This window comes from Streptomyces sp. NPDC051133 (assembly GCF_040682635.1).
GTDB lineage: Bacteria > Actinomycetota > Actinomycetes > Streptomycetales > Streptomycetaceae > Streptomyces.
In genome coordinates this window covers 52,020-75,394 of record NZ_JBFBBK010000010.1, presented here as the reverse complement: position 1 = coordinate 75,394, position 23,375 = coordinate 52,020, and the positions used below count along the sequence as shown (strand labels likewise).

At 71.1% G+C, this 23,375-nt stretch carries 17 protein-coding genes and 1 pseudogene; 9 read left to right on the top strand and 9 right to left on the bottom strand.

What is annotated here, in order from left to right; translation table 11 throughout:
- Positions 1-60: 60 nt before the first annotated feature.
- Together AB0N17_RS13235 and AB0N17_RS13230 are read right to left on the bottom strand one after the other, a co-directional pair.
- On the bottom strand, positions 61-1,167 hold the full coding sequence (locus AB0N17_RS13235) for an endonuclease/exonuclease/phosphatase family protein (protein WP_366011353.1): 1,107 nt from the start codon (positions 1,165-1,167) through the stop codon (positions 61-63).
- 137 nt (positions 1,168-1,304) lie between these two features.
- Positions 1,305-1,834 (bottom strand): annotated as a pseudogene (locus AB0N17_RS13230) (chitinase); the annotation flags it as partial.
- Positions 1,835-1,998: 164 nt separating this feature from the next.
- On the opposite strand from AB0N17_RS13230, the gene AB0N17_RS13225 reads away from it, so the two are divergent.
- Together AB0N17_RS13225 and AB0N17_RS13220 are read left to right on the top strand one after the other, a co-directional pair.
- Positions 1,999-3,009: an aldo/keto reductase gene (locus tag AB0N17_RS13225; RefSeq protein ID WP_366011352.1), complete on the top strand. Its 1,011-nt coding sequence runs from the start codon at positions 1,999-2,001 to the stop codon at positions 3,007-3,009.
- A 26-nt stretch (positions 3,010-3,035) separates the two neighbouring features.
- Complete coding sequence (locus tag AB0N17_RS13220; RefSeq protein ID WP_366011351.1) at positions 3,036-3,635, top strand: TetR family transcriptional regulator; 600 nt, start codon at positions 3,036-3,038, stop codon at positions 3,633-3,635.
- Here AB0N17_RS13220 and AB0N17_RS13215 read toward each other — a convergent pair.
- The 3 genes from AB0N17_RS13215 to AB0N17_RS13205 form a co-directional block, all read right to left on the bottom strand.
- A complete protein-coding gene (locus AB0N17_RS13215; protein ID WP_366011349.1) occupies positions 3,616-4,029 on the bottom strand; it encodes a hypothetical protein in 414 nt (137 codons plus the stop codon). The genes AB0N17_RS13220 and AB0N17_RS13215 overlap by 20 nt on opposite strands.
- A gap of 135 nt (positions 4,030-4,164) precedes the next feature.
- Complete coding sequence (locus tag AB0N17_RS13210) at positions 4,165-4,389, bottom strand: hypothetical protein (RefSeq protein ID WP_366011348.1); 225 nt, start codon at positions 4,387-4,389, stop codon at positions 4,165-4,167.
- 102 nt (positions 4,390-4,491) lie between these two features.
- Positions 4,492-5,919 carry an MFS transporter gene (locus tag AB0N17_RS13205; RefSeq protein WP_366011347.1) on the bottom strand — a complete coding sequence of 476 codons (1,428 nt, stop codon included), beginning with the start codon at positions 5,917-5,919 and terminating at the stop codon, positions 4,492-4,494.
- A gap of 101 nt (positions 5,920-6,020) precedes the next feature.
- Here AB0N17_RS13205 and AB0N17_RS13200 point away from each other — a divergent pair, with 101 nt between their 5' ends.
- Positions 6,021-6,899: a helix-turn-helix transcriptional regulator gene (locus AB0N17_RS13200; RefSeq protein WP_366011346.1), complete on the top strand. Its 879-nt coding sequence runs from the start codon at positions 6,021-6,023 to the stop codon at positions 6,897-6,899.
- 28 nt (positions 6,900-6,927) lie between these two features.
- On the opposite strand, the gene AB0N17_RS13195 is transcribed toward AB0N17_RS13200, so the two are convergent.
- Complete coding sequence (locus AB0N17_RS13195; RefSeq protein WP_366011345.1) at positions 6,928-8,370, bottom strand: MFS transporter; 1,443 nt, start codon at positions 8,368-8,370, stop codon at positions 6,928-6,930.
- Positions 8,371-8,621: 251 nt separating this feature from the next.
- Here AB0N17_RS13195 and dusB point away from each other — a divergent pair, with 251 nt between their 5' ends.
- Positions 8,622-9,755, top strand: a complete 1,134-nt coding sequence (gene dusB / locus AB0N17_RS13190; protein ID WP_366011344.1) for a tRNA dihydrouridine synthase DusB — start codon at positions 8,622-8,624, stop codon at positions 9,753-9,755.
- A gap of 16 nt (positions 9,756-9,771) precedes the next feature.
- On the opposite strand, the gene AB0N17_RS13185 is transcribed toward dusB, so the two are convergent.
- The 3 genes from AB0N17_RS13185 to AB0N17_RS13175 all read right to left on the bottom strand — a co-directional run bounded on the left by AB0N17_RS13185 (position 9,772) and on the right by AB0N17_RS13175 (position 15,116).
- Positions 9,772-11,340 carry a CDP-alcohol phosphatidyltransferase gene (locus AB0N17_RS13185; protein WP_366011479.1) on the bottom strand — a complete coding sequence of 523 codons (1,569 nt, stop codon included), beginning with the start codon at positions 11,338-11,340 and terminating at the stop codon, positions 9,772-9,774.
- 357 nt (positions 11,341-11,697) lie between these two features.
- Positions 11,698-13,635: a glycogen debranching N-terminal domain-containing protein gene (locus AB0N17_RS13180; RefSeq protein WP_366011343.1), complete on the bottom strand. Its 1,938-nt coding sequence runs from the start codon at positions 13,633-13,635 to the stop codon at positions 11,698-11,700.
- 62 nt (positions 13,636-13,697) lie between these two features.
- Positions 13,698-15,116, bottom strand: coding sequence for a hypothetical protein (locus tag AB0N17_RS13175; protein ID WP_366011342.1), 1,419 nt, complete (start codon positions 15,114-15,116; stop codon positions 13,698-13,700).
- A gap of 145 nt (positions 15,117-15,261) precedes the next feature.
- Here AB0N17_RS13175 and AB0N17_RS13170 point away from each other — a divergent pair, with 145 nt between their 5' ends.
- From AB0N17_RS13170 to AB0N17_RS13150, 5 genes are all read left to right on the top strand, one after another.
- Positions 15,262-16,482 carry an ROK family protein gene (locus AB0N17_RS13170; RefSeq protein WP_366011341.1) on the top strand — a complete coding sequence of 407 codons (1,221 nt, stop codon included), beginning with the start codon at positions 15,262-15,264 and terminating at the stop codon, positions 16,480-16,482.
- A 417-nt stretch (positions 16,483-16,899) separates the two neighbouring features.
- Positions 16,900-19,620, top strand: a complete 2,721-nt coding sequence (ppdK, locus tag AB0N17_RS13165) for a pyruvate, phosphate dikinase (protein ID WP_366011340.1) — start codon at positions 16,900-16,902, stop codon at positions 19,618-19,620.
- Between the two features lie 266 nt (positions 19,621-19,886).
- The gene (locus AB0N17_RS13160; protein ID WP_366011339.1) at positions 19,887-20,306 is read left to right on the top strand and encodes a hypothetical protein; all 420 of its coding nucleotides are present in this window, start codon (positions 19,887-19,889) and stop codon (positions 20,304-20,306) included.
- Between the two features lie 8 nt (positions 20,307-20,314).
- Positions 20,315-20,998, top strand: coding sequence for an ABC transporter ATP-binding protein (locus AB0N17_RS13155; protein WP_366011338.1), 684 nt, complete (start codon positions 20,315-20,317; stop codon positions 20,996-20,998).
- On the top strand, positions 20,995-23,274 hold the full coding sequence (locus AB0N17_RS13150; RefSeq protein ID WP_366011336.1) for an FtsX-like permease family protein: 2,280 nt from the start codon (positions 20,995-20,997) through the stop codon (positions 23,272-23,274). The genes AB0N17_RS13155 and AB0N17_RS13150 overlap by 4 nt, the downstream gene beginning before the upstream one ends.
- The last annotated feature ends 101 nt before the right edge of the window (positions 23,275-23,375 follow it).

Below are 23,375 nucleotides of genomic sequence, written 5' to 3'. Positions count from 1 at the left end.
GACGCCGTACCTCCGCCCGCCCTCCGGCCGACCCGATCGGCCGGAGGGCGGGCGTCGTCGTCACAGGTCCACGTCCACGTACAGCGCGGCGTGGTCCGACGCCTCGTCGGTCTTCGCCCGCACGCTGTCGAAGTGGTTCGCGTGGAGGAAGATGCCGCGCGTCTCCAGGCCCACGTTCTGCACCTTCCCCCACAGTGCGGGCGGCAGCATGACGTAGTCGAGCTTGTCCCGCTTCTGGTGGCAGGTGCCGTGGGTGCCGGGCTCCCCGTGGTACAGGGGGTGGCTCATCACATCGCGCAGGCCGGTCCCCAGCAGCACCTCGACCGGCTTGCTGTCCGGGAAGTCGTTGAGGTCCCCGGCGACCACGACGTTCGGGACGCGGTCCAGCGCGGCCCGGTAGATCTCAGCGACCCGCTCCGCCTGGGCCAGGCGCAGCTCCGGGTCGTCGTTGGCCTTGCTCTTGAGGTGGTTGCCGAGGATCACCAGGCTGTCCTGGCCGAGCCGGATCTCGTACTCGGGGCAGTCGCGGCTGAACAAGGGCTTCGCCGGGTCCGCCGGGTTCGGGTCGAACAGGTGCGGCCGGACGGATGTGATCGGCAGCCGGCTGAGGATCCCGATGTCGATGCCCCGCGGGTCGTTGCCGTCGATCAGCAGATTGAAGGGGTACGGCTGCCATCCCAGGCCCAGGACGTGCTGGTTGAAGCGGTCCAGGGTGAGCCGGTCCTCGACCTCGGGCACCAGCAGGACGTCGGCGTTCACCTCTCTGATGACCCGCCCGGTGTTCCCGACCGCGGCCATGTCCAGGTCGTCCTGCCCGAGTTCGGCCCAGCCGGCCCACGCCCCCCGCCCGCCGGCGAGGATCGGCAGCTGCGTCGGGGTGGCTCCCGGCGGGGGCGTGTCGAAGAGGCCGCTCTGCTTCCCGGGACGGTTCTGGTTGATGTGGATCAGCGGCGGGTCCTCGGGGTCGCTGCTGTACGCACGGTGCTTCAGGACGAGCGCCGAGATCTGCCGCTTGTCGTCGTCGGTGTACGTCTCCTTGTCCAGGAGAGTGGTCAACGTGTCGAAGTCGTCGAGGACTTGCTTCCGGTCGGCCGCCTTCGCGAGGCGGAAGACGGAGGGGCGGCGGAAGAGGTTCTCGGTGTTGAAGGTGGCGATCCGGATGGCCATCGCGGCCTCCTCGGCGGCGCTGGAACACCGCACGGCCGACGGCAGGCGCCGCCTGGAGGCTGCGCGTCGGCAGTTCCCATTCTCCGGTCGGTGACGCACCGTGTCCAACGGAGCGGAGGGTGCGGCCGACCGCCGGCTCAACGGCCTTGCAGCGCCTTGACGTTGTCGCCGAAGGTCCAGTTCTTCGAGCCGTCCCAGTTGACCGACCAGGTCATCAGGCCCTTGAACGAGGCGCCGTAGTGCTTCCAGGTCTGGGAGACCAGGGACGGTGATGACATGTAGCCGCCGCCCGCGCCGGGCTGGGCGGGCAGGCCGGGGACCTGCTTGTCGTACGGCACCTTGATGGTTGTGCCTTGGACCACCAGGCCCCTGGCGAGGCAGTCGGTCTGCATGTTCGGCCACCGCAGGCGGCCGTTGACGCCGTCGATGATCCGGATCAAGTTGGCCTGGGAAGCGGAGAGTTGGTTGATGCTTCCACTGTTCGTCAGGCCCGTCTCGATGTCGATGTCGATGCCACGAAGCGGTCGGCGACGGCCGAGGAGGACAGGTCGATACCGGCCGCCGCCCCGCCGATGGAGAGCGGGATCGTCCGGCCGGACGCCTTGCCCGCGCACATCTCGGCGGGCGTGGCCACCTTCACGCCGGAGTCCATGCCGTCCTCCCACAGGCCTCCCGGCCGGGCGCATGCGGGCCTCCCGGTGGGGGTGCGGTGAGGTGTCGTAGACATGACCGTGAGCTGGTCCAGACCTTTCGTCAATGGGCCTGGCTCGATCGGGCAGCTATGGAATGACAGATATTGAAATCTGTCATCTGTCATGGCAAGGTGGAGTCATGACGATGCGCACACGACACCTCGGAACCACCGGCCCCCACGTCTCCGCCCTCGGCCTCGGCTGCATGGGCATGTCCGCGCTGTACGGCGACGCCGACCGCGCGGAGTCCGTCGCGACGATCCACGCCGCCCTGGAAGCGGGCGTCACCCTGCTCGACACCGGTGACTTCTACGCCATGGGGCACAACGAGATGCTGATCGGCGAGGCCCTCCGTGCCGCCCCGGCCGCCGCCCGGGAGCGGGCGCTGGTCAGCGTGAAGTTCGGCGCCCTGCGCGACCCCGAGGGCAACTGGAGCGGGTACGACGGCCGCCCCGCCGCCGTGAAGAACTTCGCCGCCTACTCCCTGCAGCGCCTCGGCGTGGACCACATCGACGTCTACCGGATCGCCCGGCTCGACCCGGACGTGCCGATCGAGGAGACCGTCGGCGCGATCGCCGAGCTGATCGAGAAGGGGTACGTCCGGCACGTCGGCCTCAGCGAGGTCGGTGCCGAGACCGTCCGGCGGGCCGCCGCCACCGCCCCGGTCGCCGACCTGCAGATCGAGTACTCGCTCATCTCCCGCGGCATCGAGCGGGAGATCCTGCCCACCGTCCGCGAACTGGGCATCGGGATCACGGCGTACGGCGTGCTCTCCCGCGGTCTGATCTCCGGCCACTTCACCCGCGACCGGCAGCTCGCCGCGCACGACTTCCGCGCCCACTCGCCCCGCTTCCAGGGCGAGAACCTCCAGCACAACCTGAACCTGGTCGACGCCCTGCGCAAGATCGCCGAGCAGAAGGGCGCGACGGTCGCGCAGACCGCCATCGCCTGGGTGCTCTCCCGCGGGGAGGACATCGTGCCGCTGGTCGGCGCCCGCACCCGCGAGCGGCTGGGCGAGTCGCTGGGCGCGCTGGACGTGACCCTGGACGCGGCCGACCTCGCGGCGATCGAGGAGGCCGTACCGGCGGACGCGGCGGCCGGCGACCGCTACCCGAGCGCCCAGATGGGACACCTCGACAGCGAGCGCTGACTCCGCTGCCGGGTACGGTCTAGGACATGGCACCGACCAGCGAGACCCTGACCGCCGAGCGCATCCTCGAAGCCACCGAGGAGGTGCTGCGCCGCCACGGCCCGGCCAAGGCCACCGTGGTCGACGTGGCCCGCGCGCTCGGCGTCAGCCACGGCAGCGTCTACCGGCACTTCCGCACCAAGGCGGCACTGCGGGAAGCGGTGACCAAGCGCTGGCTGGACCGGACGTCACTGAAGCTCGCCGGGATCGCCGCCGCCGACGGGCAGGATCCCGAGCAGCGGCTGCGGGCCTGGCTGGCGGCGCTGTTCGAGGCCAAGCGGCACAAGGCCGGTGACGACCCCGAACTGTTCGCCACCTACACGGTGTTGACCGACGAGAACGGCACGGTCGTCGGCGAGCACATAGCCGAGCTGACCGCCCAGCTGACCCGCATCCTCGACGACGGAGCCGGGTCGGGCGCCTTCCGCGTGCCCGACCCGGCCGCCGCGGCCCGGGCCGTCTTCCAGGCCACCGGCCGCTTCCACGACCCCTGTCACGCCCGTGAGTGGACCCGCCCCGGCGTCGACGAGGAGTTCGGGGCCGTCGTGGACCTGCTGGTACGGGGGCTCAGCGCACGTGCACGGTGACGGGCGGCGAGTAGACCTTCCCCGACCCGTTCGCGCCGGCGACGCGCAGCATCTCCACGCCCTTGGTGTTCAGCTTGGCGAAGAAGGCGTACGAGCTGCCCGCCTTGACCTTGGCGGCCGCCTTCAGCGGCACCCACTTGTCGTTCTTCCGGTGCTGGAGCACCAGCGGAGTACCGACCTTCAGGCCCTTGGTGCGCCCCGAGATCTTCACCTTGTCACCGGCCTTCACGGTGTTGCCGTGGATGGTGACGGTGATCGAGGCGGCCATGGTGCTGTCGGGGCTGGGCCTGGTGGCGGCGAAGGCTCCGGCCGTCCCGCCGGACAGCAGCGCCACGGACAGGGCGCAGGCGCCCAGTGCACGTCCGTGGCGGTGGTGGCGGAGTACCGAGGTCATGTTCGTCTCCCGTCGCTCGATGGACCTTTCCCAGGCTGAACCCGGTGGGCGCGACCGGCCACTCGGAACAGCTGGGAACGAGCCCCGGACCGAAGCAGGAGCGCAGGTCGAGCAGGGTGCCGAGGGGGGCGTCGCTCACCGCGACGGCTGGCGGGCCACCGTGGGGTCGACCGTCGCCTGATGGGCCTCGGCGAGATGTTCCTCCGCCTTCAGCCAGGGCAGGAACTGGGCCCCCTTCCGCCAGCCGCAGGTGTCGCATCCGATCGTGCGCTGCACGCCCGTGCGGACCACCCTGACCACGTGTTCGCGGCCGTGCTGGTCCCAGCGGCTGACCTTGCTCGAGTTGGCGCTCTGCGGCATGACCCCTCCCGGGTCCGGCACTTGTGACCGCAAGGAGTGTGCAGCACGAACAACATCAACAGGGTCAGGTTCACGGTGAGTTGTCCGAGCCGTCCGCCGGGCTCAGCCGACCGTGCGGGGCAGGCGCAGGCTCAGCAGACCGGTGAGCACCACCCCGGCCAGCTGCACCAGCAGCGCGGTGACCAGCGCGTCCCGCATGCCCACGCGCGGGACGAGGGTGAGGAACAGGGTGCCGAGGGTCGCCACGCCCAGGGCGAGCGCGGACTGCTGGGTGGTGACCATCACACCGCTGCCGACACCTGCGCGGGCGGGCGGCACCTCGGACATCACGATCCGGAACACGTTGGGCAGTTGCAGCGCCTGCCCGGCACCGGCCACCGCCGCGCCCGGCAGCAGCGAGCCGAAGCCCAGATGCGGCCAGTCCCGCCAGGCGGCCAGCACGATCAGCAGCACGCCCACGGCCTGGATGCCGGCCCCGGCGGTGACCACCCGGGTGCCGTACCGGGCGATCAGCCGCGGCCCGGCCAGGGAGACGAACAGGAACGTCACGGCCATCGGCGCGAGCGCGAGCCCGGCCGGCACCGGACCGAGCCGGGCGCCCTGCTGCAGCGCCAGCGCTATCACGAACATGAACCCGCTGAAGCCGATCGAGAAGGGCAGCATCAGCACCAGCCCGCGCCGCAGCGAGACCAGCCCCAGCAGGCTCGGCGGCACCAGCGGGGTACGGCCCGCCGCGTCCGCGCGCCGCTCCACGATCCAGAACGCGGCGGCGGCGACCGGGAACGCGGCCAGCGACAGCCACGTCCACAGCGGCCAGCCCGCCGCGCGGCCCTCGGTGAGCGGCGCGAGCAGCGTCAGCAGGGACACCGCGAGCAGCACGGTGCCGGGCCCGTCGACCGGCTCCGGGTGCTGCGAGCGGGTCTCGGGCACGAGCCGCACGGCCAGCGCCAGCCCGGCCAGGACCACGGGCACGTTGACCAGGAACACCGCCCGCCACCCGGTGCCGGCGATGTCGGCGGCGACGAGCACCCCGCCGAGGATCTGCCCGGCCACCATGGACAGCCCGGCCGTGGCGCCGTACAGGCTCATGGCGCGCGCCCGGCGCCCGCCGCTCGTCGCGGCCTGGATCGTGGCGAGCACCTGCGGCAGCATCGCGGCGGCCGAGGCGCCCTGCGCGATCCGCGCCGCGACCAGGCTCCAGGCGCCGGGCGCGAGCCCGCAGGCCAGGGAGGTGAGCCCGAACGCGGCCATCCCGCCGAGGAACAGCCGGCGCCGCCCGAACAGGTCCCCGAGCCGCCCGCCGAGCACGAGCAGCACGGCGTACGCGACCCCGTACCCGGCGACGACCAGCTCCAGCACGGCCTCGCCCGCGTGCAGGTCGGCGCCGATGGTGGGCAGGGCGACGTTGACGATGAAGAAGTCGACCAGCGGCAGTGCCGCGGCCAGCAGAACGGTGAACAGACCGAGCCCGCCGAGTGCGGGCGCGGCGGCCGTCGGACGGACGACCGGGGTGGTGACGGTTTCGCTCATGCCTCCGAGCGTCCGCCCCCGCCCAGAGGGGTACCAGAGTCTCCTTGTCCTGGTAGAAGAACTACCTGGCAACAGGCTGCCGGAGGCGGCACCCTGGAACCATGACGACCACGGCCCAGGAGACCACGCCGAGGCCCGGCCGGGGCTCGGAGATCCGGCGCAGCGAGCTGGCCGCGTTCCTGCGCAGCCGGCGCGAGCGCATCACCCCCGAGCAGGTGGGGCTGCCGCGCGGTGCCCGGCGGCGCACCCCCGGTCTGCGCCGGGAGGAGGTCGCCCAGCTCTCCGCGGTCGGCGTCACCTGGTACACCTGGCTGGAGCAGGCCCGCGACATCCAGGTCTCCGTACAGGTCCTGGACGCTCTCGCGCGCACCCTGCGGCTGGACGCCAGCGAGCGCGCCCACCTCTTCCAGCTGGCCGGCGCCACCGACCCGACGCCCGCGGCGAACTGTCCCAGCGTGACCCCGGCCCTGCGCGCGATGCTGGACAGACTGGACCCGATCCCGGCCTGCATCCAGAACAGCCGGTACGACATCCTCGCCTACAACCGCACCTACGGCCTGCTGCTGAGCGACCTGGACGCGATCCCGCCCGAGGACCGCAACTGCATGCTCCTCGTGTACACGAACGAGGACTGGCAGGCGGCCGTCGTGCACCTGGAGGAGTCCCAGCGCCTGATGGCCGCCCGGCTGCGCGCCTCCCTGGCCGGTCACCTCGGCGAGCCGGCCTGGAAGATGCTGGTCAAGCGGCTGGAGACGGAGTCCCCGCAGTTCCGCGAGAACTGGCGGCGCTACGAGGTGGTCGGCACCCGCACCAAGCACAAGGAGTTCCTCAACCCCTGGGTCGGCCACCTCATGCTGGAGCACACGGACCTGTGGCTCGGCCCCGAGCTGGGTGCCCGCATGGTCACGTACACCCCGAGGACCGAGGAGACCCGCGAGCGCCTGGAGAAGCTGCACGCCCTCGCGCTCGGCCGGGTCTGACGGCCGCCCGCGCCCGCCGGGGCCGGGCTCAGGAGGCGCCGACCACCTGGCGCACCTCCGCCGACTGAAGCCGGTCCGCCGTGCGCTCCGCCGTCCCGCGGGCCCAGCGGCCGCTCGTCAGCAGGCCGAGGACGAGGACCACGAGACCGCACCCGGTGAGGATCCACCAGCCGGGGCGGGCCGCCGCGACGAACGCGTGGCCGTACGAGGACGAGCCGATGCCGGACGCCAGCACCGCGCCGACCACCGCGACGCCCAGCGTCTGGCCCAGCTGCCTGCTGGTGGAGGCGACCGCCGCCGCGACACCGGCCTGGGCCCGCGGCATGCCCGAGACCGCGGTGTTGGTGATCGGCGCGTTCACGAAACCGAAGCCGATGCCGAACAGGACGTAGCAGAGGAAGCGGGTGACGCTCGACGTCTCCGCGTCGAACGCCGCGAACAGCACACCGCTCGCGGTCGTCGCCGTACCGGCGATCAGCAGCGGCAGGCGCGGGCCCCGGTTGCCGACCAGCCGGCCGGACAGCGGCGCGCACAGGAAGGTGGGCGCGGCCATCGGCAGCATCCACAGGCCCGCGTGCAGGGCGTCGAGGCCGCGCACGTTCTGCAGGTACAGCGTCGACAGGAACAGGAAGCCGCCCAGCGCCGCGAACGCGCTGATCGCGATCACGGTGGCTCCGCTGAACGGTGCCGAGCGGAAGAAGCGCAGGTCGATCAGGGGTTCCTCGCGGCGCGGCTCGTACCGCAGCAGGGCCAGGAGCGCCCCGACGGCGATCACGGCGAACGGGGAGACCCGGGCGAGGCCCGCGTCGGGCGCCTCGATGATGGCGTAGGTCAGCGAGCCGAACAGGGCGATCACCAGCAGCTGGCCGACCGGGTCGGGGCGGCGGGCCTTGGGGGCGCGGGACTCGGGGACGAAACGGAGGGTGAGCAGGAGGGCGGCGAGGCCGACCGGGAGGTTGACCCAGAAGATCGCGCGCCAGCTCACCGACTGCACCAGCAGGCCGCCGGCCAGCGGGCCCGCCGCCATGGAGATGCCGACCACCGCGCCCCACACGCCGATCGCGCGGGCGCGCTCCCGGGCGTCGGTGAAGGTGTTGGTGATGATCGACATGGCGACCGGGTTGAGCATCGAGCCGCCGATCGCCTGGACCATGCGGAAGACGACCAGCAGCTCCAGGCTCGGGGCCACGGAGCAGAGCAGTGAGCCGACGGAGAAGACCACCAGGCCGGCCATGAAGACCTTCTTGCGGCCGATCCGGTCGGCCGTGGAGCCGGCGAGCATCAGCAGCGAGGCGAGCACCAGGGTGTAGGCGTCGATGGTCCACTGCAGCCCGGACGTGGAGGCGTGCAGGTCGCGCTGCATGGCGGGCAGCGCCACGTTCAGCACGGTGTTGTCCAGGCTCACGATGAGCAGGCTCATGCAGCAGATCGCGAGCACGAGGAGGCGTCGGCGGTGGCTCAACTCGGGCATGCGTTCCATCGTACGCCGATTTCAATAGTGCGTCTAACTAATGAGTGGTACATGATCTTTGCGCCCGAAACGCCGCCCGGCCCGGCTCGCCCCGCCCCGGCACACCCGGGTACCCGGGGCAAACGAGGTGGCCCCGATGTCCCCGCACGTCAGCCGCCGGCGGAGCTGCCGGACGAGTGACCGGCGCCGTGAGGGACAATGGTCTCTCGTCCCGACCCGTATCCGCCGTACGTCCGACCCGGAGCCGTCTGATGTCCCACCCGCTCTCCATCGGCCCGCACGCCGTCGCGCCGCCCGTCGTGCTCGCACCCATGGCGGGTATCACCAACGCGCCCTTCCGCACCCTGTGCAGGGAGTTTTCCGGAGGCAAGGGCCTGTTCGTGAGCGAGATGATCACGGCCCGGGCGCTGGTCGAGCGCAACGAGAAGACCATGCAGCTGATCAGGTTCGACGCCAGCGAGCAGCCGCGCTCGATCCAGCTGTACGGCGTCGATCCGGCGACCGTCGGCAAGGCCGTCCGCATGATCGCGGAGGAGGACCTGGCCGACCACATCGACCTGAACTTCGGCTGCCCGGTGCCGAAGGTCACCAGGAAGGGCGGCGGCTCGGCCCTGCCGTACAAGCGGAACCTGCTGCGGGCGATCCTGCGCGAGGCGGTCGCGGGCGCCGGCGACCTGCCGGTGACGATGAAGATGCGCAAGGGCATCGACGACGACCACATCACCTTCCTCGACGCCGGCCGCATCGCCGTCGAGGAGGGCGTCACGGCCATCGCCCTGCACGGCCGCACGGCCGCCCAGCACTACGGCGGCACCGCCGACTGGGACGCCATCGCCCGGCTGAAGGAGCACGTCCCGGAGATCCCCGTGCTCGGCAACGGCGACATCTGGTCGGCCGAGGACGCGCTGCGGATGGTGCGGGAGACGGGCTGCGACGGAGTCGTGGTCGGGCGCGGGTGCCTGGGGCGGCCGTGGCTGTTCTCCGACCTGGTGGCCGCGTTCGAGGGGCGGCTCGACGACCTCGCGCGTCCCACGCTGCGGGAAGTGGCCGAGGTCATGGTCCGGCACGCGACCCTGCTCGGTGAGTGGGCCGGCGACGAGTCCAAGGGGGTCGTCGACTTCCGCAAGCACGTCGCCTGGTACCTCAAGGGCTTCGCGGTCGGCTCCGAGATGCGCAAGCGGCTCGCGATCACCTCCTCGCTCCAGGAGCTGCGCGCCGGACTGGACGAGCTGGACCTCGACCAGCCGTGGCCGGCCGGCGCGGACGGGCCCCGCGGCCGTACGTCCGGCAACAACCGGGTGGTGCTGCCGGACGGCTGGCTGAAGGACCCCTACGACTGCGCGGGCGTGAGCGAGGACGCGGAGCTGGACACCTCCGGCGGCTGAGCGCCCCGGGCGGCGGTCAGCCCTTCTTCGGGTGCGGAGTCGAGCCGTACGCCGTCAGGAAGCGGTCCCGGAAGGCGCTCATCTTCCAGACCGGCGCGTCATGGGCCGGGCGCAGGCCGTCGGTCCAGCCCCAGCCGTCCACCTTGTCGAGCACCTTCGGGTCCTTCGCCACGATCGCGACCGGCACGTCACGGCTGGCGTGGTTGCCGCTGACCCGGGCGATCGGCTGGTGGTCGCCGAGGAAGACCAGCACCGTGTCCTTGGTGCCGTAGCGCTCCAGCCACTGGGTCAGCGCGGTCACCGAGTACTGGATCGACTTGCCGTACTCCTGGCGGGACTTGGTGGTGTCGGCGATGACGTCGGCCGGATTGTTGCCCGCCGCCTCGATGCCCTTGAACACCGAGCCGTCGCCCAGCTGGTCCCAGCCGACCATCTTCGGGATCGGCGCCCAGGGCTGGTGGCTGGAAGTGAGGATCAGCAGCGACATCCGCGCCTTGCCGTCGGCGGGCTTCTTGCTGTGCACCCGCTCCTGGTACTGCTGCAGCGCGTACTGGTCGGGCATCGTCGACCAGCTGAACTTCGGCCCCTTGTAGCCCAGTTCGAAGGCGTTGTAGACCTTGTCCAGGCCGTACCACTTCTGCTCCGGCCACCCCTTCTGCACGCCCGGCATGACACCGACGGTGTCGAAGGCGCCGGTCTTCTCGAAGGCGTCGGTCAGGCTGAGGTGGTCGCTGGCCATGACCGTGCGGTACCGCTGCTGGTTGCTGATCCACAGCCCCGACATGGTGGTGGAGTGCCCGAGCCAGCTGCTGCCGCCGTACGTGGCCGAGGTCAGCCAGCCGCTCTTCGCGTGGAAGCCGGCCTTGGCCAGCGCCTTGGTGCGGGCGTCGAGGGTCGCGTCGACCCCGGGCGCCATGATCGGGTCCTCGACCGCGCTGCGGCCGTAGCTCTCGATGAACGTGAAGATCATGTCCTTGCCGCGCAGATCCGGCACCAGCTGGCTGCCCGGAGTGTTCCCGAACCGGTCCACCTTGGCGACCTTCTCGAACTCCGCCTCGTCCTTGAGCGTCGCCGAGACCATGTGGGCCTGGGCCTTCAGCGCGGTGGCGGTGCTGTCGGAGGCGAGCGGTACGCCGAACAGCTGCAGGCCCAGGGAGGAGCAGGTGATCCAGACGACCCCGGCGACCAGCGTGCCCCGGGTCGCGAGAGCGCTGTGCCGGGCGAGCAGATTGCTCAGCCGGACCATGGCCAGCGCCAGCAGCACGAACAGCAGCAGCACCACGGCGAGCACACCGGCCACGGCGGCCAGGGTCCGCGTGCGGCCGAGCGAGTCCTCCAGGTACGACTCCGCGTCGGCGAACAGGCTCCAGTCGAGCACCACGTTGAAGCCGCGGCCGAGGTACTGCTTGAAGCCCATGTCGAGCGCGTTCAGCACGGTCATCGCGGCCAGCGCGACCCCGGACACCGCCGCCAGCGCCACCCGCGGCCGGCGCGGCAGCGCGATCATCACGGCCGCCCCGATCACGGCCTCGGCCGGTATCCGCAGGAACGCCGAAGGCCCGAGCCGCACCACGGAGTTCGGCATCACCAGCGCGGCGACGACGAGTGCGGCGGCGAGCACGGTGACGGTGACGGACAGCGCCCGGGCGGCCGCCGGGTGCTCCTCCCGCAGGCGCCGCGTGCGCGCCGCCACGGCCGTCCAGGGGCGGCGCGACGGGCGGCGCGGGCCGGGCGCCGGGGGGACGGACTCGTCCGGTTCAGCCTCCTCGGCTGCCGCTACGGCTGATTCGCGCGTGCTCATGTCCTGGGACAACCCGGCGTCCTTCCTTGCGAGACCGATCCGACCTCCCCTACGGCCGGTCTCGGTCCGCTGTTCACAACGCCGGGCAAACACCTGGCAAACGCCCCCGGGGGTCCCCCACGGGGATGGCGCCGAACCCCGCTAAGCCCCGCCCACCGCGGTCAGCAGAGCGAGCGGCACCGCGGCCGACCGGGACTCCCGCACACACGCGTGCGGACAGGGAACCGGCTCCGGATGCGTGTCCCGTCCGTACCCCGCCAGCACCTCCGGCAGCCGGTGCCCCGCCGTCGTCGCCGCGTCGACCAGCGCGCGGGCGACCGTGCGGGCCTCGTCGTGCAGCCCGTACCGCGCCAGGCCCAGCGTGATCAGCGCGTTGTCGTGCGGCCAGACGGAACCGCGGTGATAGGAGAGCGGATGGTGGGCGGGCTGGCCGGAGGCCAGCGTGCGGACGCCCCAGCCGGAGAAGAAGTCCGGCTCCAGCAGCCGCCGGCCGACCAGTTCGCCGTACTCCTTGTCCAGCAGCCCCGACCACAGCAGATGCCCGGCGTCCGAGGCCAGCGCGTCGATCCGGCGGCCCTTGCCGTCGAGCGCCAGCGCCGGGAAGGACTGCTCCGGCATCCAGAAGTCCCGCTGGAAACGGTCCCGCAGATCCGCCGCCGCCTGCTCCAGCAGGGCCGCGTACGTCGCGTCGGCCCACACCGTGCGCGCCACCCACGCCGTGCGGCGCAGCGCGTCGTAGGCGTAACCCTGGGCGCCCGCCGCCATCACCGCGCCGGTCGGCCGGGTGCCGTCCGCGCAGCAGATCGCGCCGGGGGAGTCCTTCCAGTTCTGGTTGGCGAGGCCGCCCTCGTCGGCGCGGTAGACGAGGTAGCCGCGGGAGGTGAGCCCGCCGTGGTCGAGCATCCAGCCGACGGCGGCGCGGGCGTGCGGCTCCAGGCGCCGGGCCAGTGCCGTGTCCGTCGTCCGCTCGACGTACGCGCCGAGCAGGATCAGGAACAGCGGGGTGGCGTCGACCGAGCCGTAGTACCGCCCGAACGGGACCTGCCCGAAGTGGGCCAGCTCGCCGTGCCGTACCTCGTGCACGATCTTGCCGGGCTGGGCGAGGCGGGACGGGCCGTTGCCGGTCGCCTGGGTGGCGGCGAGCGCGAGGAGGGTGGCGGCGGCCGGACGGGGGCGGTAGGGCAGGGCGAACAGGGAGGTGAGCAGGGCGTCGCGGCCGAGGAGGGTGAGGAACCAGGGGGCGCCCGCCGCCGGGACGCGCAGCTCCTCGCCGTCCGGGCCGGTGGCCGGGATCTGCAGCGCGGCCAGGTCGGCGAGGCCCCGCGCGCACGCCTCCGACAGCTCCGGCCAGCCGGCCGGGAAGGCCACGCCCTCCACGAACTCCTCCTCCAGCGAGCGGAGTTGATCGCGCACGGCGGCCGGGTCGCGGGGCACGCGCAGGGCGCGGCTCTCGCCGTGCGGGCGGGCGATCACCCGGAGCAGCAGCTCGGTCGTGCCGTGCGGCGCCAGGGCGAGGGCCCACACCAGGCGGCGGGCGCCCGTCCCCGTCTCCTCCACGGCGTCGGGTGCCGGGTCGGCCGTGATGCTCGTGCACGACCGCCACTCGGCCCGCCGGTAGGCGAACTCGATGCCGTCGTCGAGGACCTCACGGGAGCGTACGGCGCCGGCCTTGACGTAGGTGCGGTGGTCGCAGCGCAGCTCGAACTGGTCGGTGAAGTCGGCGTCGACGGTGAGGGCGAGGCGCACCGTGGTGGGCACCGGGCGGTTGCTGGTGATCCGCAGGGACTCCACGAACGCGTTGTCCCCGACGGCCTGCTCCCGGAAGAGCGTGTGCGCGGGAGGCTCCTGCCGGCCGCCCCGCGGGACCAGGACGCAGCGCGCCGCGTCCCCCTCCGCGACCGGGGTGAGCACCTCGGGCACCGCGCCGTCGACGGTGAGCTGCCAGCGGCTGAGGTGCCGGGCGTCGCGTACGAACAGCCCGTCCGGGGGGCTGCCGCCGCGCACCCCGCTGATGTCGCCCCGGTCGCCCACGACGGCGAACGTCGCCCCGTGCACGAGCAGGTGATGCCGGTCCGTCATCCCCGGTGCCCTCCTTCGTCACTCCCTGTCGAACGTGGCGGTGCCCTGATGGACACGCCCTGTCAGGGGCGCTTGAGCAGATCTTTGTGCAGGTCAAGCGCGAGCGCCGCGGTCCAGCTGAAGCCGGTCGCGCCGCAGGCCTCGCCGGTGTAGGGGTCGACGTACTCGGCGAAACCGGTGCGGTCGGCGAGGTCGACGACCGCCGCGCGCAGGGCGTCTGCCGCCGCGCTCTCGCCGTGCGCCCGCAGCCCCCGCTCCAGCAGCCAGCTCGTGTTGAACCAGGCCGGCCCGCGCCAGTAGCGGTGCGCGTTGAAGGCCTCGCCGAGCAGGTCGTAGCTGGGCACCAGCCGGGTGCGGTCGCCGAGCGAGAAGTGCGGGCCGCGCAGGGTGCGCACGAGGCCGGCGGCGACGGTGCGGGGCAGGCCCGGCAGCAGCAGCGGGACCAGCCCCGTGACGCCGCGCTCCCGGACCGGCCCCCCGCCGCCCCGCAGGTCCCGGCACAGGAACATCCCGGCCGCCGGGTCCCACAGCCGCTCCACCAGCGCCGCGGTCAGCCGCTCCGCGCGCGCGTGCCGGGCGGTGCCGGCGGCGCCCAGCTCCTGGGCGATCCGCGCCAGCGCGTGCTCGGAGACGATGAGCAGGGCGTTGAACGCCGGGTCCTCCACGGCGAAGTCCCCGCCGCCGTCCGCGTATCCGGCGTCCCGGTAGTCGGCGGCGAGCCGCACGTACCGCCCGTAGTCCAGATCCGTCGGCCGGTCCTCGGGCGCGCCGTGGTCGAGGTCGGCGCGGCGGAAGGTGCGCGCCCGGGCCGGGACGATCCGGGCGAGCGGGGCGTCCCAGCAGGGGCTGTTGTCCATGCCCTGCTCCCAGGGATGGACGACGGACACCAGACCGCCGCCGCCCAGGTCCCGCCGGTGCAGCAGATACCGGTGCCAGGCGGCCAGCCGTGGGTACACCCGGGCCAGGAAGCCGCGCGCCCGGGACAGGGCGGGGTCGGCTCGGTGCACCAGCCAGGCGGCGAGCGCGTGCACCGGTGGCTGCACGATGCCCGACGTCTGTACGGTGCGCGGGGCGCCCGTGGCGCGTCCGGCGGTGGCGGAGCGCCAGAAGTCGGGGCTCGGAAAGTACGCGTCGAGCGGTACGGAGGGGTTGAAGACGATGTGCGGGACGCGCCCGTCGCCCCACTGCGCCGCCAGCAGCGTCTCCAGCTCGGTCTGGGCGCGCCCCGGCGACAGGTGCCGCAGGCCGATCGCGATGAACGCCGAGTCCCAGGACCACTGGTGCGGATACAGGTTCCGGGAGGGGACGGTCGAGGCGCCCGTCCAGTTGGCCTCCAGCACCCGGGCCGCCCTGACCCGCAGGGACGCGTCACAGGCCGCTGACGCGGGATCGGCGGCGGAAGGGGAAAGGGCGGACGGCGGTGGATCGTACGCGGTCGCGGGCTCGGACGGGCGGGTGGTGAGCTGTGCGGTGCGATCCACTCGGGGCTCCCCGAAGACGAAGACGTCCGGCGGGCGGGGCGACCGGGTTCGGCGGGGTTTGACCGTGGCCACCGGAGGGGTTACGTCTATTTAACACGCAAAACCCACTATGTAATGCAGGTTGAGGAAACACAAGGGGGTGCGCATGGCCGGGAGTCCGGGAAGAGCCGTCAGGGGCGGCGGTCAGACGAGCGCCGGTGATCTGCTGGAACTGGTCCGCAGCGGCCGGGCGGTGACGCGCGGCGCGCTCCAGCAGGCCACGGGGCTGTCCCGGGCGACCGTGGGCCAGCGCCTGGACCGGCTGTTCCGGGCGGGCTGGCTGCGCGAGGGCGCCGGCGGGCCGGTCGACTCGCCGCTCGGCGGGCGCCCCGCCGTCACCCTGGAGTTCGACGGCTCGCACGCCGTGGTGCTCGCCGCCGATCTCGACACCCGGCACGCCCGCGCGGCCGTCCTCACCCTGACCGGCGAGATACTCGCCGAGCACGCGGGGACCCTGGTCGTGGAGGAGGGCCCGGAGACCGTCCTCGGGGAACTCGGCGGCTGGTTCGCCGAGCTGCTGAGCGAGGCCGGGCACCGGGCGGCGGAGGTCTGCGGGATCGGGCTCGCGGTGCCGGGGCCGGTGGACAGCGAGACCGGGCGGGTCGTCCAGCCGCCGATGATGCCCGGCTGGGACGGCTACGACATCACCGGCCGGTTGTCCCGCGCCTTCGGCGAGCGCACCGGAGCCCCGGCGGTCCCGGTCCTGGTGGACAACGACGCCAACCTCATGGCCTACGGCGAACAGCGCACCGGTCACCCCGACTGCGCGGCGTTCGTGCTGGTGAAGGTGTCCACGGGCATCGGCGCCGGGGTCGTCGTGGACGGTTCGGTCTACCGGGGCGTCGACGGCGGCGCGGGCGACATCGGGCACATCCGGGTGGGCGCGGAGGCGCTGTGCCGCTGCGGGTCGTACGGCTGTCTCGCCGCCGTCGCGAGCGGGGGCGCCGTGGCCCGGCGGCTGGCCGAGTCCGGGGTGCCGGCCGCCTCCGGCTCGGACGTGCGGGACCTGCTGGCCGCCGGGCATCCGCAGGCGGCGGCGCTGGCCCGGGAGGCCGGGCGCCGGGTCGGGGACGTGCTGGCGACGGTGGTGACCCTGCTCAACCCGGGCGTGCTCATGATCGCGGGCGATCTGGCCGGAACCCCCTTCCTCACCGGGGTGCGCGAGCTGCTGTACCAGCGGGCGCTGCCCCGCTCCACGGCCCGCCTGGACGTCGTCACGTCCCGGCTGGGCGACCAGGCGGCGCTCATCGGAGCGGCGGCGCTGGTCGTGGAGCACCTGTACGCGCCGGAGCGGGTGGAGGAGCGGCTCACGGAGATGGGTGTGTGACGAGGGCGTTCACCGGCGGTTCCGGGCCCGCGCGGGCGTCCGCATGGTGAAATCGGGCCCGCTGTGGCAGCGTGATTCTCGCCACCCTTGATAAGGGTTGCGCTCAGATGAGCGGATCATGGGCGACTGCACTTCTCCAAGGGGTGGCACCGAGTGCCACCCCTTGATCGTTCATCGATCGAACTCAGACGTGTCGGAGGTCGCTCATCCGAGCGGGTTCCCCGGTCTTTGGGAGGTGATGCGTTCAAGAAGTGAAAACATAACCCGGTCACCGCTTGCCAAGCTTTGACTTTCGATCCGCTGGCGGACGAGTGGTTACAGGCGCATGACGCACAAGTGGACGTACCCATGCGCCTTTGATCTGGGTACATTCCTCGCCGTCAGGGCAGCCACCGTGGCCTCAAGGAGTCGAGACCCGTGTCGGAAAACAAAGAACCCCACGTAGCGAAGTTCGTTTACGACTTCACCGAGGGCAACAAGGACCTCAAGGACCTCCTCGGTGGCAAGGGTGCCAACCTCGCCGAGATGACCAACCTCGGTCTCCCGGTCCCTCCCGGCTTCACCATCACCACCGAGGCCTGCAAGGTCTACCTGGACAGCGGTGAAGAGCCCGCGGCACTGCGTGACGAGGTGAGTGCACACCTCGACGCCCTCGAGACCACGATGGGCAAGAAGCTCGGCCAGGCGGACAACCCCCTCCTGGTGTCGGTCCGCTCGGGCGCCAAGTTCTCCATGCCCGGCATGATGGACACGGTCCTGAACATCGGCCTCTCCGACAAGTCGGTCCAGGGCCTGGCCAAGCAGGCCGGCGACGACCGCTTCGCCTGGGACTCCTACCGCCGCCTCATCCAGATGTTCGGCAAGACCGTCCTCGGCGTCGACGGCGAGCTGTTCGAGGAGGCGCTCGACGCGGCCAAGGCGGCCAAGAAGGTCACGGTCGACACCGACCTGGAGGCCGCCGACCTGAAGAAGCTGGTCACCAAGTTCAAGAAGATCGTCAAGACGGAAGCCGGCCGGGACTTCCCGCAGGACCCGCGCGAGCAGATGGACCTCGCCATCAAGGCGGTCTTCGACTCCTGGAACGGCGACCGCGCCAAGCTGTACCGCCGCCAGGAGCGCATCCCCGGCGACCTGGGCACGGCCGTCAACGTCTGCTCGATGGTCTTCGGCAACCTGGGCCCCGACTCCGGCACGGGCGTCGCCTTCACCCGCGACCCCGCCTCGGGCCACCAGGGCGTCTACGGCGACTACCTGCAGAACGCCCAGGGCGAGGACGTGGTGGCGGGCATCCGCAACACCGTTCCGCTGGCGGAGCTGGAGCAGATCGACAAGAAGTCGTACGACCAGCTCATGCAGATCATGGAGACGCTGGAGAACCACTACAAGGACCTCTGCGACATCGAGTTCACGATCGAGCGCGGTCAGCTGTGGATGCTCCAGACCCGCGTCGGCAAGCGCACGGCGGGCGCGGCCTTCCGCATCGCCACCCAGCTGGTCGACCAGGGCCTGATCGACGAGACGGAGGCGCTCCAGCGCGTCACCGGCGCCCAGCTGGCCCAGCTGATGTTCCCGCGCTTCGACGACAGCGCCAAGACCGAGCAGGTCGGGCGGGGCATCGCGGCCTCCCCGGGCGCCGCCGTCGGCAAGGCCGTCTTCGACTCCTACACCGCGGTGAAGTGGTCCCGTTCGGGCGAGAAGGTCATCCTGGTCCGCCGCGAGACGAACCCCGACGACCTGGACGGCATGATCGCGGCCGAGGGCATCCTCACCTCCCGCGGCGGCAAGACCTCCCACGCGGCCGTCGTCGCCCGGGGCATGGGCAAGACCTGTGTCTGCGGCGCGGAGGACCTGGAGGTCGACACCAAGCGCCGCCGGATGACGGTACCGGGCGGTCACGTCGTCGAGGAGGGCGACGTCATCTCCATCGACGGTTCGTCCGGCAAGGTCTACCTGGGCGAGGTCCCCGTCGTCCCCTCCCCGGTCGTGGAGTACTTCGAGGGCCGGATGCACCCGGGCGCCGACGACGCCGACGAGCTCGTCGAGGCCGTGCACCGCATGATGGCCTTCGCCGACCGCAAGCGCCGCCTGCGGGTGCGCGCCAACGCCGACAACGCCGAGGACGCGCTGCGCGCCCGCCGCTTCGGCGCCCAGGGCATCGGTCTGTGCCGCACCGAGCACATGTTCCTCGGTGAGCGCCGCGAGATGGTCGAGAAGCTGATCCTCGCCGACACCGAGGAGGAGCGCGAGGCCGCTCTGCAGCAGCTGCTGCCGCTGCAGAAGAAGGACTTCGTCGAGCTCTTCGAGGCGATGGACGGCCTCCCGGTCACCATCCGCCTCCTCGACCCGCCGCTGCACGAGTTCCTCCCCGACATCACGGAACTCTCGGTCCGCGTGGCGCTGGCGGAGTCCCGCCAGGAGCCGCACGAGAACGACCTGCGCCTGCTCCAGGCGGTGCACCGCCTGCACGAGCAGAACCCGATGCTGGGTCTGCGCGGCGTCCGCCTCGGCCTGGTCATCCCCGGCCTGTTCACCATGCAGGTCCGCGCCATCGCCGAGGCCGCGGCCGAACGCAAGAACGGCAAGGCCGACCCGCGCGCCGAGATCATGATCCCGCTCGTGGGCACGGTCCAGGAGCTGGAGATCGTCCGCGAGGAGGCCGACCAGGTCATCGCGGAGGTCGAGGCGGCGACGGGGACGAAGCTCAAGCTGGCGATCGGCACCATGATCGAGCTGCCGCGCGCCGCGCTGACCGCCGGTCAGATCGCGGAGGCCGCCGAGTTCTTCTCCTTCGGCACCAACGACCTGACCCAGACGGTGTGGGGCTTCTCCCGCGACGACGTGGAGGCCTCCTTCTTCACGGCGTACCTGGAGAAGGGCATCTTCGGCGTCTCCCCCTTCGAGACGATCGACAAGGACGGCGTCGGCTCCCTGGTGAAGGCGGCCGCCCAGGCCGGCCGCGCCACCCGCCCCGACCTCAAGCTCGGCGTCTGCGGCGAGCACGGCGGTGACCCGGAGTCGGTCCACTTCTTCCACGAGGCCGGCCTGGACTACGTCTCCTGCTCCCCCTTCCGCATCCCGGTCGCCCGCCTGGAGGCGGGCCGCGCGGCGACGCAGTCGGAGGGCAGCGACCACCGCTAGGCCTCACGGCCACCAGACCCCGGAGCTGTCGCCGGTCCCCGACCCTCAGACCGATCGGCGACGGCTCCGGCACACGAAAGAGAGACGGCACCCTTGTGCGGGGGTGTCGTCTCTCTTTGTGTTGTGCAATTTCGGCCGCTGTCTGAATCGTGATCACCTGATGTGGTGGTGGGCGGGAGGCTGAAGGATTCAGCAAGTGATCGAGGCGCTACTTTCTGTAACTCCGATGGCCGGTGGGGCTGTCGGAGTCATGGAAGAGGTGGCGCATGAAGCGAGTACTGGTCGGCTTCGTCACGGCGGGGGTGTTTCTTGCGGGGGCAGGGACGGCGGTTGCTTCGTCGTGGCGGAACCTGCCTGCGCAGAGCACGACAGGAGTTGCATTCACGGGGCAGTACCGAGTCAATCCTCCTGAGAGGAACCACGGCTCGTTCGAGTGGAAGGGGCAGCTGCAGGACACCGACCCGGGGGACGGCCACAACGGGTACGTGGAAGTCAAGGTCGAAGGCCATGGCTGGATCCGCTACTACGGCAAGCAGCGGAAGTCTGTGTTCATGCACCACTCCAACTGGGACGGAGCCGAGCGGTACATCGAGGACGCGCGTTTCCACGTCTGTCGCGATAAAGGTGCCCTTCGCCCCGACAACTGCGCGTCTGAGCTGCGCTTCAGCTACAAGCTCAACGGCTGACCGCGGTTATGGGGCCGGAAAGTCTTGTTGCCAGAGACGTCGATCTCTTCTACGGGAGGTCGCAAGCGGTCAAGGGAGCGTCGATCGTCCTGCGTCGCGGCGAGATCGCGGCAATCACCGGGCCGAGCGGCTCAGGCAAGTCCTCCCTGCTTTACTGCCTCGCGGGGGTGCTGCCCGCCAGCCGTGGTGAAGTCCGCTTCGAACGAAGCTCGTTCAGCGACTTGGATGATGACGAGCTGAGTGCACTGCGCCGCGAGCGCTTCGGGTTTGTCTTCCAGTACGGCGAGTTGCTGCCCGAGTTGACCATCGAGGAGAACGCCGCCCTGCCCCTGCGCCTGGCAGGACAGCGGAAGAGGGCTGCGCTCGCCGCTGCCGGTGAAGTACTCGGCAGGCTGGGGCTTGCGGAGCTGCGCGAACGAAGGCCTTCTCAGGTGTCGGGCGGGCAGAGTCAGCGCGTCGCCGTGGCCCGTGCCCTGGTTCATCGACCAGCCGTGGTCTTTGCTGATGAACCGACGGGTTCGCTCGACAGCGCCAACGCTTCGGCCGTATTGGAGGAGTTCCTGGCGTTGGCCCGTTCGCAAGGCACAGCAGTGGTCCTTGTCACGCATGACCGGGACGTAGCGGCTCGCGCCGACAGCCAATACTCCATGGTTGACGGCGTCCTCACCGCACAAAGGGCGGTCGGATCGTGAAGGAGCTGTTTCTGGGGCTACGGCTGCTGCTGAGCAGCGGTCGCGGCAATCGCGTGCGGTTCACGCTGATGAGTGTGGGCGGCTCGATCGCAGTGTGCTGTCTGGCGGTGGTGCTCACGATCCCCGGCATCCTTGCCGCGCAGGACGCCCGCGTTGCGGCAAGGCAGCCTGTGGTTCCGCGAGACGGGTCGCACAAGCCGGTCTTCTCAGGGTTCCCGCTTTCGCTGGAAAGGACGGATCCGTACGGAGCCAAGCCTCTTACCCGCATCTTTCTGGCCCGCGGCACCAAGGACGTTGAGTCGCCTCCGGGGTTGTCGTCGTTCCCGGCCGCTGGTCAGTTCTTTGTCTCTCCGCGGCTGCACGAGATGCTGCGTTCCCAGCCGGGTCTCGCTCAACGTTTTCCAGGAAGGGAAGCGGGGTTGATCGGCCCGCAGGGACTCGCACGACCCAGCGAGCTGGTTGCCTACGTCGGCATGCCTCGTGGTGAGTTGTCCGACGGTATTCCCGTCAAGCGCTTCGGCAGGGGGGAGGCCCCGGAACCCACCGTGGAGCCGGCGACGCTCGGCATCTTGCGCTTCACCATGGTGGGGGTCGTCCTGGTCCCCTTGGCGGTGTTCCTATCTGTCTGTGCTCGCTTGTCCGCGGCCGAGCGAGCCCGCAGATTGGCGGCGCTCCGTCTGCTGGGCATGAGTGCCCGGGAGGTGCGGCGAGTGAACGCGGTTGAGACGGTCGCCGCCGCCAGCCTTGGAGCGCTGCTGGGCTTGGGTGAGTACTGGTTACTGAACCAGTTTCTTTCCAGAGTCGGTCTTCCTGGATTCACCTGGTATCCGAGTGATGGTGCACTGAGCGGTTCGACCCTCGGGGCGTGCCTCTTGGGCTGTCCGGCGCTCGCCTGGTTCGTCGGACGGGTCAGTGCGCGGAAGGCGGCCGTGAATCCGCTCGCTGTCCGTAGGGCAGCCCCGGAGAACCCCCCTTCTGTCTGGGGTATGGTCCCGTTGCTCGCTGGGGCGGGCGTCGCCGCAGGCTACTGCGTCGCCGGGGCGACGGGGCATGCTCCTTCGGACACCGGGGCGTCCGCTCTGCTCATCCCCTCAATGATCGTCCTCATCGGCATCGGCCTCGTGACGATGCTGCCGCGTCTATGCCGGTCCTTCTCCGGACGGGTCGCCCGAAGCACCCGTTCACTCGCTCTAGGGCTCGCCATGCGGCGTAACGAGGCGGAGCCAGGTGGTGCGCTTCGGGTCGCCGCCGGTTTGGTTCTGCTGGTGTTCGCGGCTTCACTCGCCCAGGGCGTGCTGATCGAGCTGGATCAGGTCTCCAAGAACACTGCTTCGATTCAGATGTACGACATGCCCGATCAGGGGCTCACCGCAACCAAGCGGGGCGCCCTCGAACACATGCGGGGCATTCGTGCTCACCTCGTCACCGCGCCAACGCACGTAGGCGATGACTGGCGTGACTGGTCACCAGCGGTCGTCCTGGCGACCTGCGCCGAGCTCCGGAAGGCTGTGCCCTGGGTCGGCAAGTGCGTCGACGGTCGGCCCCTACGGCTGTATGACCCCACACAGGTGCAGGACGGGAGTTTCAAGGCGGGTGGGAAGCTGCGCATCACGCTGGCCGATGGGCACCGGACCATGGAGATCACGGCACCACGGCGCACCCTGCCGTACCGTGATCAGGTAGGTATGCCGGTTCTCAGCAGTGGCATGATTCTTCTTCCGCCTTCCGCGCTGCCTGAGGGGCTCCGCCCCAGCGACGGCACGCTCAGCCTGATCAGCGCTTCGGACTCGGACACGGTCCGGGCCGTTCTCGATCGCATCGCTCATATCGTTCCCACCGCTGCGGTGATTCCCCAAGGGCTGAACGTCACCGCCCTCCAGCAGATCGCCGTCGTCAAAGCGCTGCTGGCCCTCGGCATGGTCCTGGGTGCCGTCATCGGCGTAGCCGCCTACGTAGTCGCTGCCACCGACCGCGCAGTGGAGCGGCGCTCCCAGGTCACTGCTCTGGCTCTGCTCGGTGCTCGTCCTCGCACGCTCCGTGCGGTACAAGTTGCCCAGGTCGTCCTCCCGTTGGCCCTAGGCCTGCTGCTGGCCGTCACACTCGGCAAGATGGCCGAGTCGAGCTATCTGGTGACCGGGGGTGGGGCGGTGTTCTGGGACGGTGCCGGGCTCCCCCTCCTGCTCGCCGGCGCCGTCGGTGTCGTCGCCGTCGCCGCCCTCGGCTCGCTTCCCCTCGTCGGGCGGCGGATCGATCCGGAGCTGATTCGGCGGGACTGAGGGGAGGGGGTGGGCGCTGAGGGGCGGCACCACGGTGTGGGGGCCGCTCCTTCGTGCGGGTGGGGGACCCCGCCGTCCCGGCGTGCGAGATCTGTGCCACT

Coding starts and splice junctions, on each gene's coding strand:
- AB0N17_RS13235 (WP_366011353.1), bottom strand. CDS start 1,167: ATGGCCATCCGGATCGCCACCTTCAACACCGAGAACCTCTTCCGCCGC.
- AB0N17_RS13225 (WP_366011352.1), top strand. CDS start 1,999: ATGACGATGCGCACACGACACCTCGGAACCACCGGCCCCCACGTCTCC.
- AB0N17_RS13220 (WP_366011351.1), top strand. CDS start 3,036: ATGGCACCGACCAGCGAGACCCTGACCGCCGAGCGCATCCTCGAAGCC.
- AB0N17_RS13215 (WP_366011349.1), bottom strand. CDS start 4,029: ATGACCTCGGTACTCCGCCACCACCGCCACGGACGTGCACTGGGCGCC.
- AB0N17_RS13210 (WP_366011348.1), bottom strand. CDS start 4,389: ATGCCGCAGAGCGCCAACTCGAGCAAGGTCAGCCGCTGGGACCAGCAC.
- AB0N17_RS13205 (WP_366011347.1), bottom strand. CDS start 5,919: ATGAGCGAAACCGTCACCACCCCGGTCGTCCGTCCGACGGCCGCCGCG.
- AB0N17_RS13200 (WP_366011346.1), top strand. CDS start 6,021: ATGACGACCACGGCCCAGGAGACCACGCCGAGGCCCGGCCGGGGCTCG.
- AB0N17_RS13195 (WP_366011345.1), bottom strand. CDS start 8,370: ATGCCCGAGTTGAGCCACCGCCGACGCCTCCTCGTGCTCGCGATCTGC.
- dusB (WP_366011344.1), top strand. CDS start 8,622: ATGTCCCACCCGCTCTCCATCGGCCCGCACGCCGTCGCGCCGCCCGTC.
- AB0N17_RS13185 (WP_366011479.1), bottom strand. CDS start 11,340: ATGCCGAACTCCGTGGTGCGGCTCGGGCCTTCGGCGTTCCTGCGGATA.
- AB0N17_RS13180 (WP_366011343.1), bottom strand. CDS start 13,635: ATGACGGACCGGCATCACCTGCTCGTGCACGGGGCGACGTTCGCCGTC.
- AB0N17_RS13170 (WP_366011341.1), top strand. CDS start 15,262: ATGGCCGGGAGTCCGGGAAGAGCCGTCAGGGGCGGCGGTCAGACGAGC.
- AB0N17_RS13160 (WP_366011339.1), top strand. CDS start 19,887: ATGAAGCGAGTACTGGTCGGCTTCGTCACGGCGGGGGTGTTTCTTGCG.
- AB0N17_RS13155 (WP_366011338.1), top strand. CDS start 20,315: ATGGGGCCGGAAAGTCTTGTTGCCAGAGACGTCGATCTCTTCTACGGG.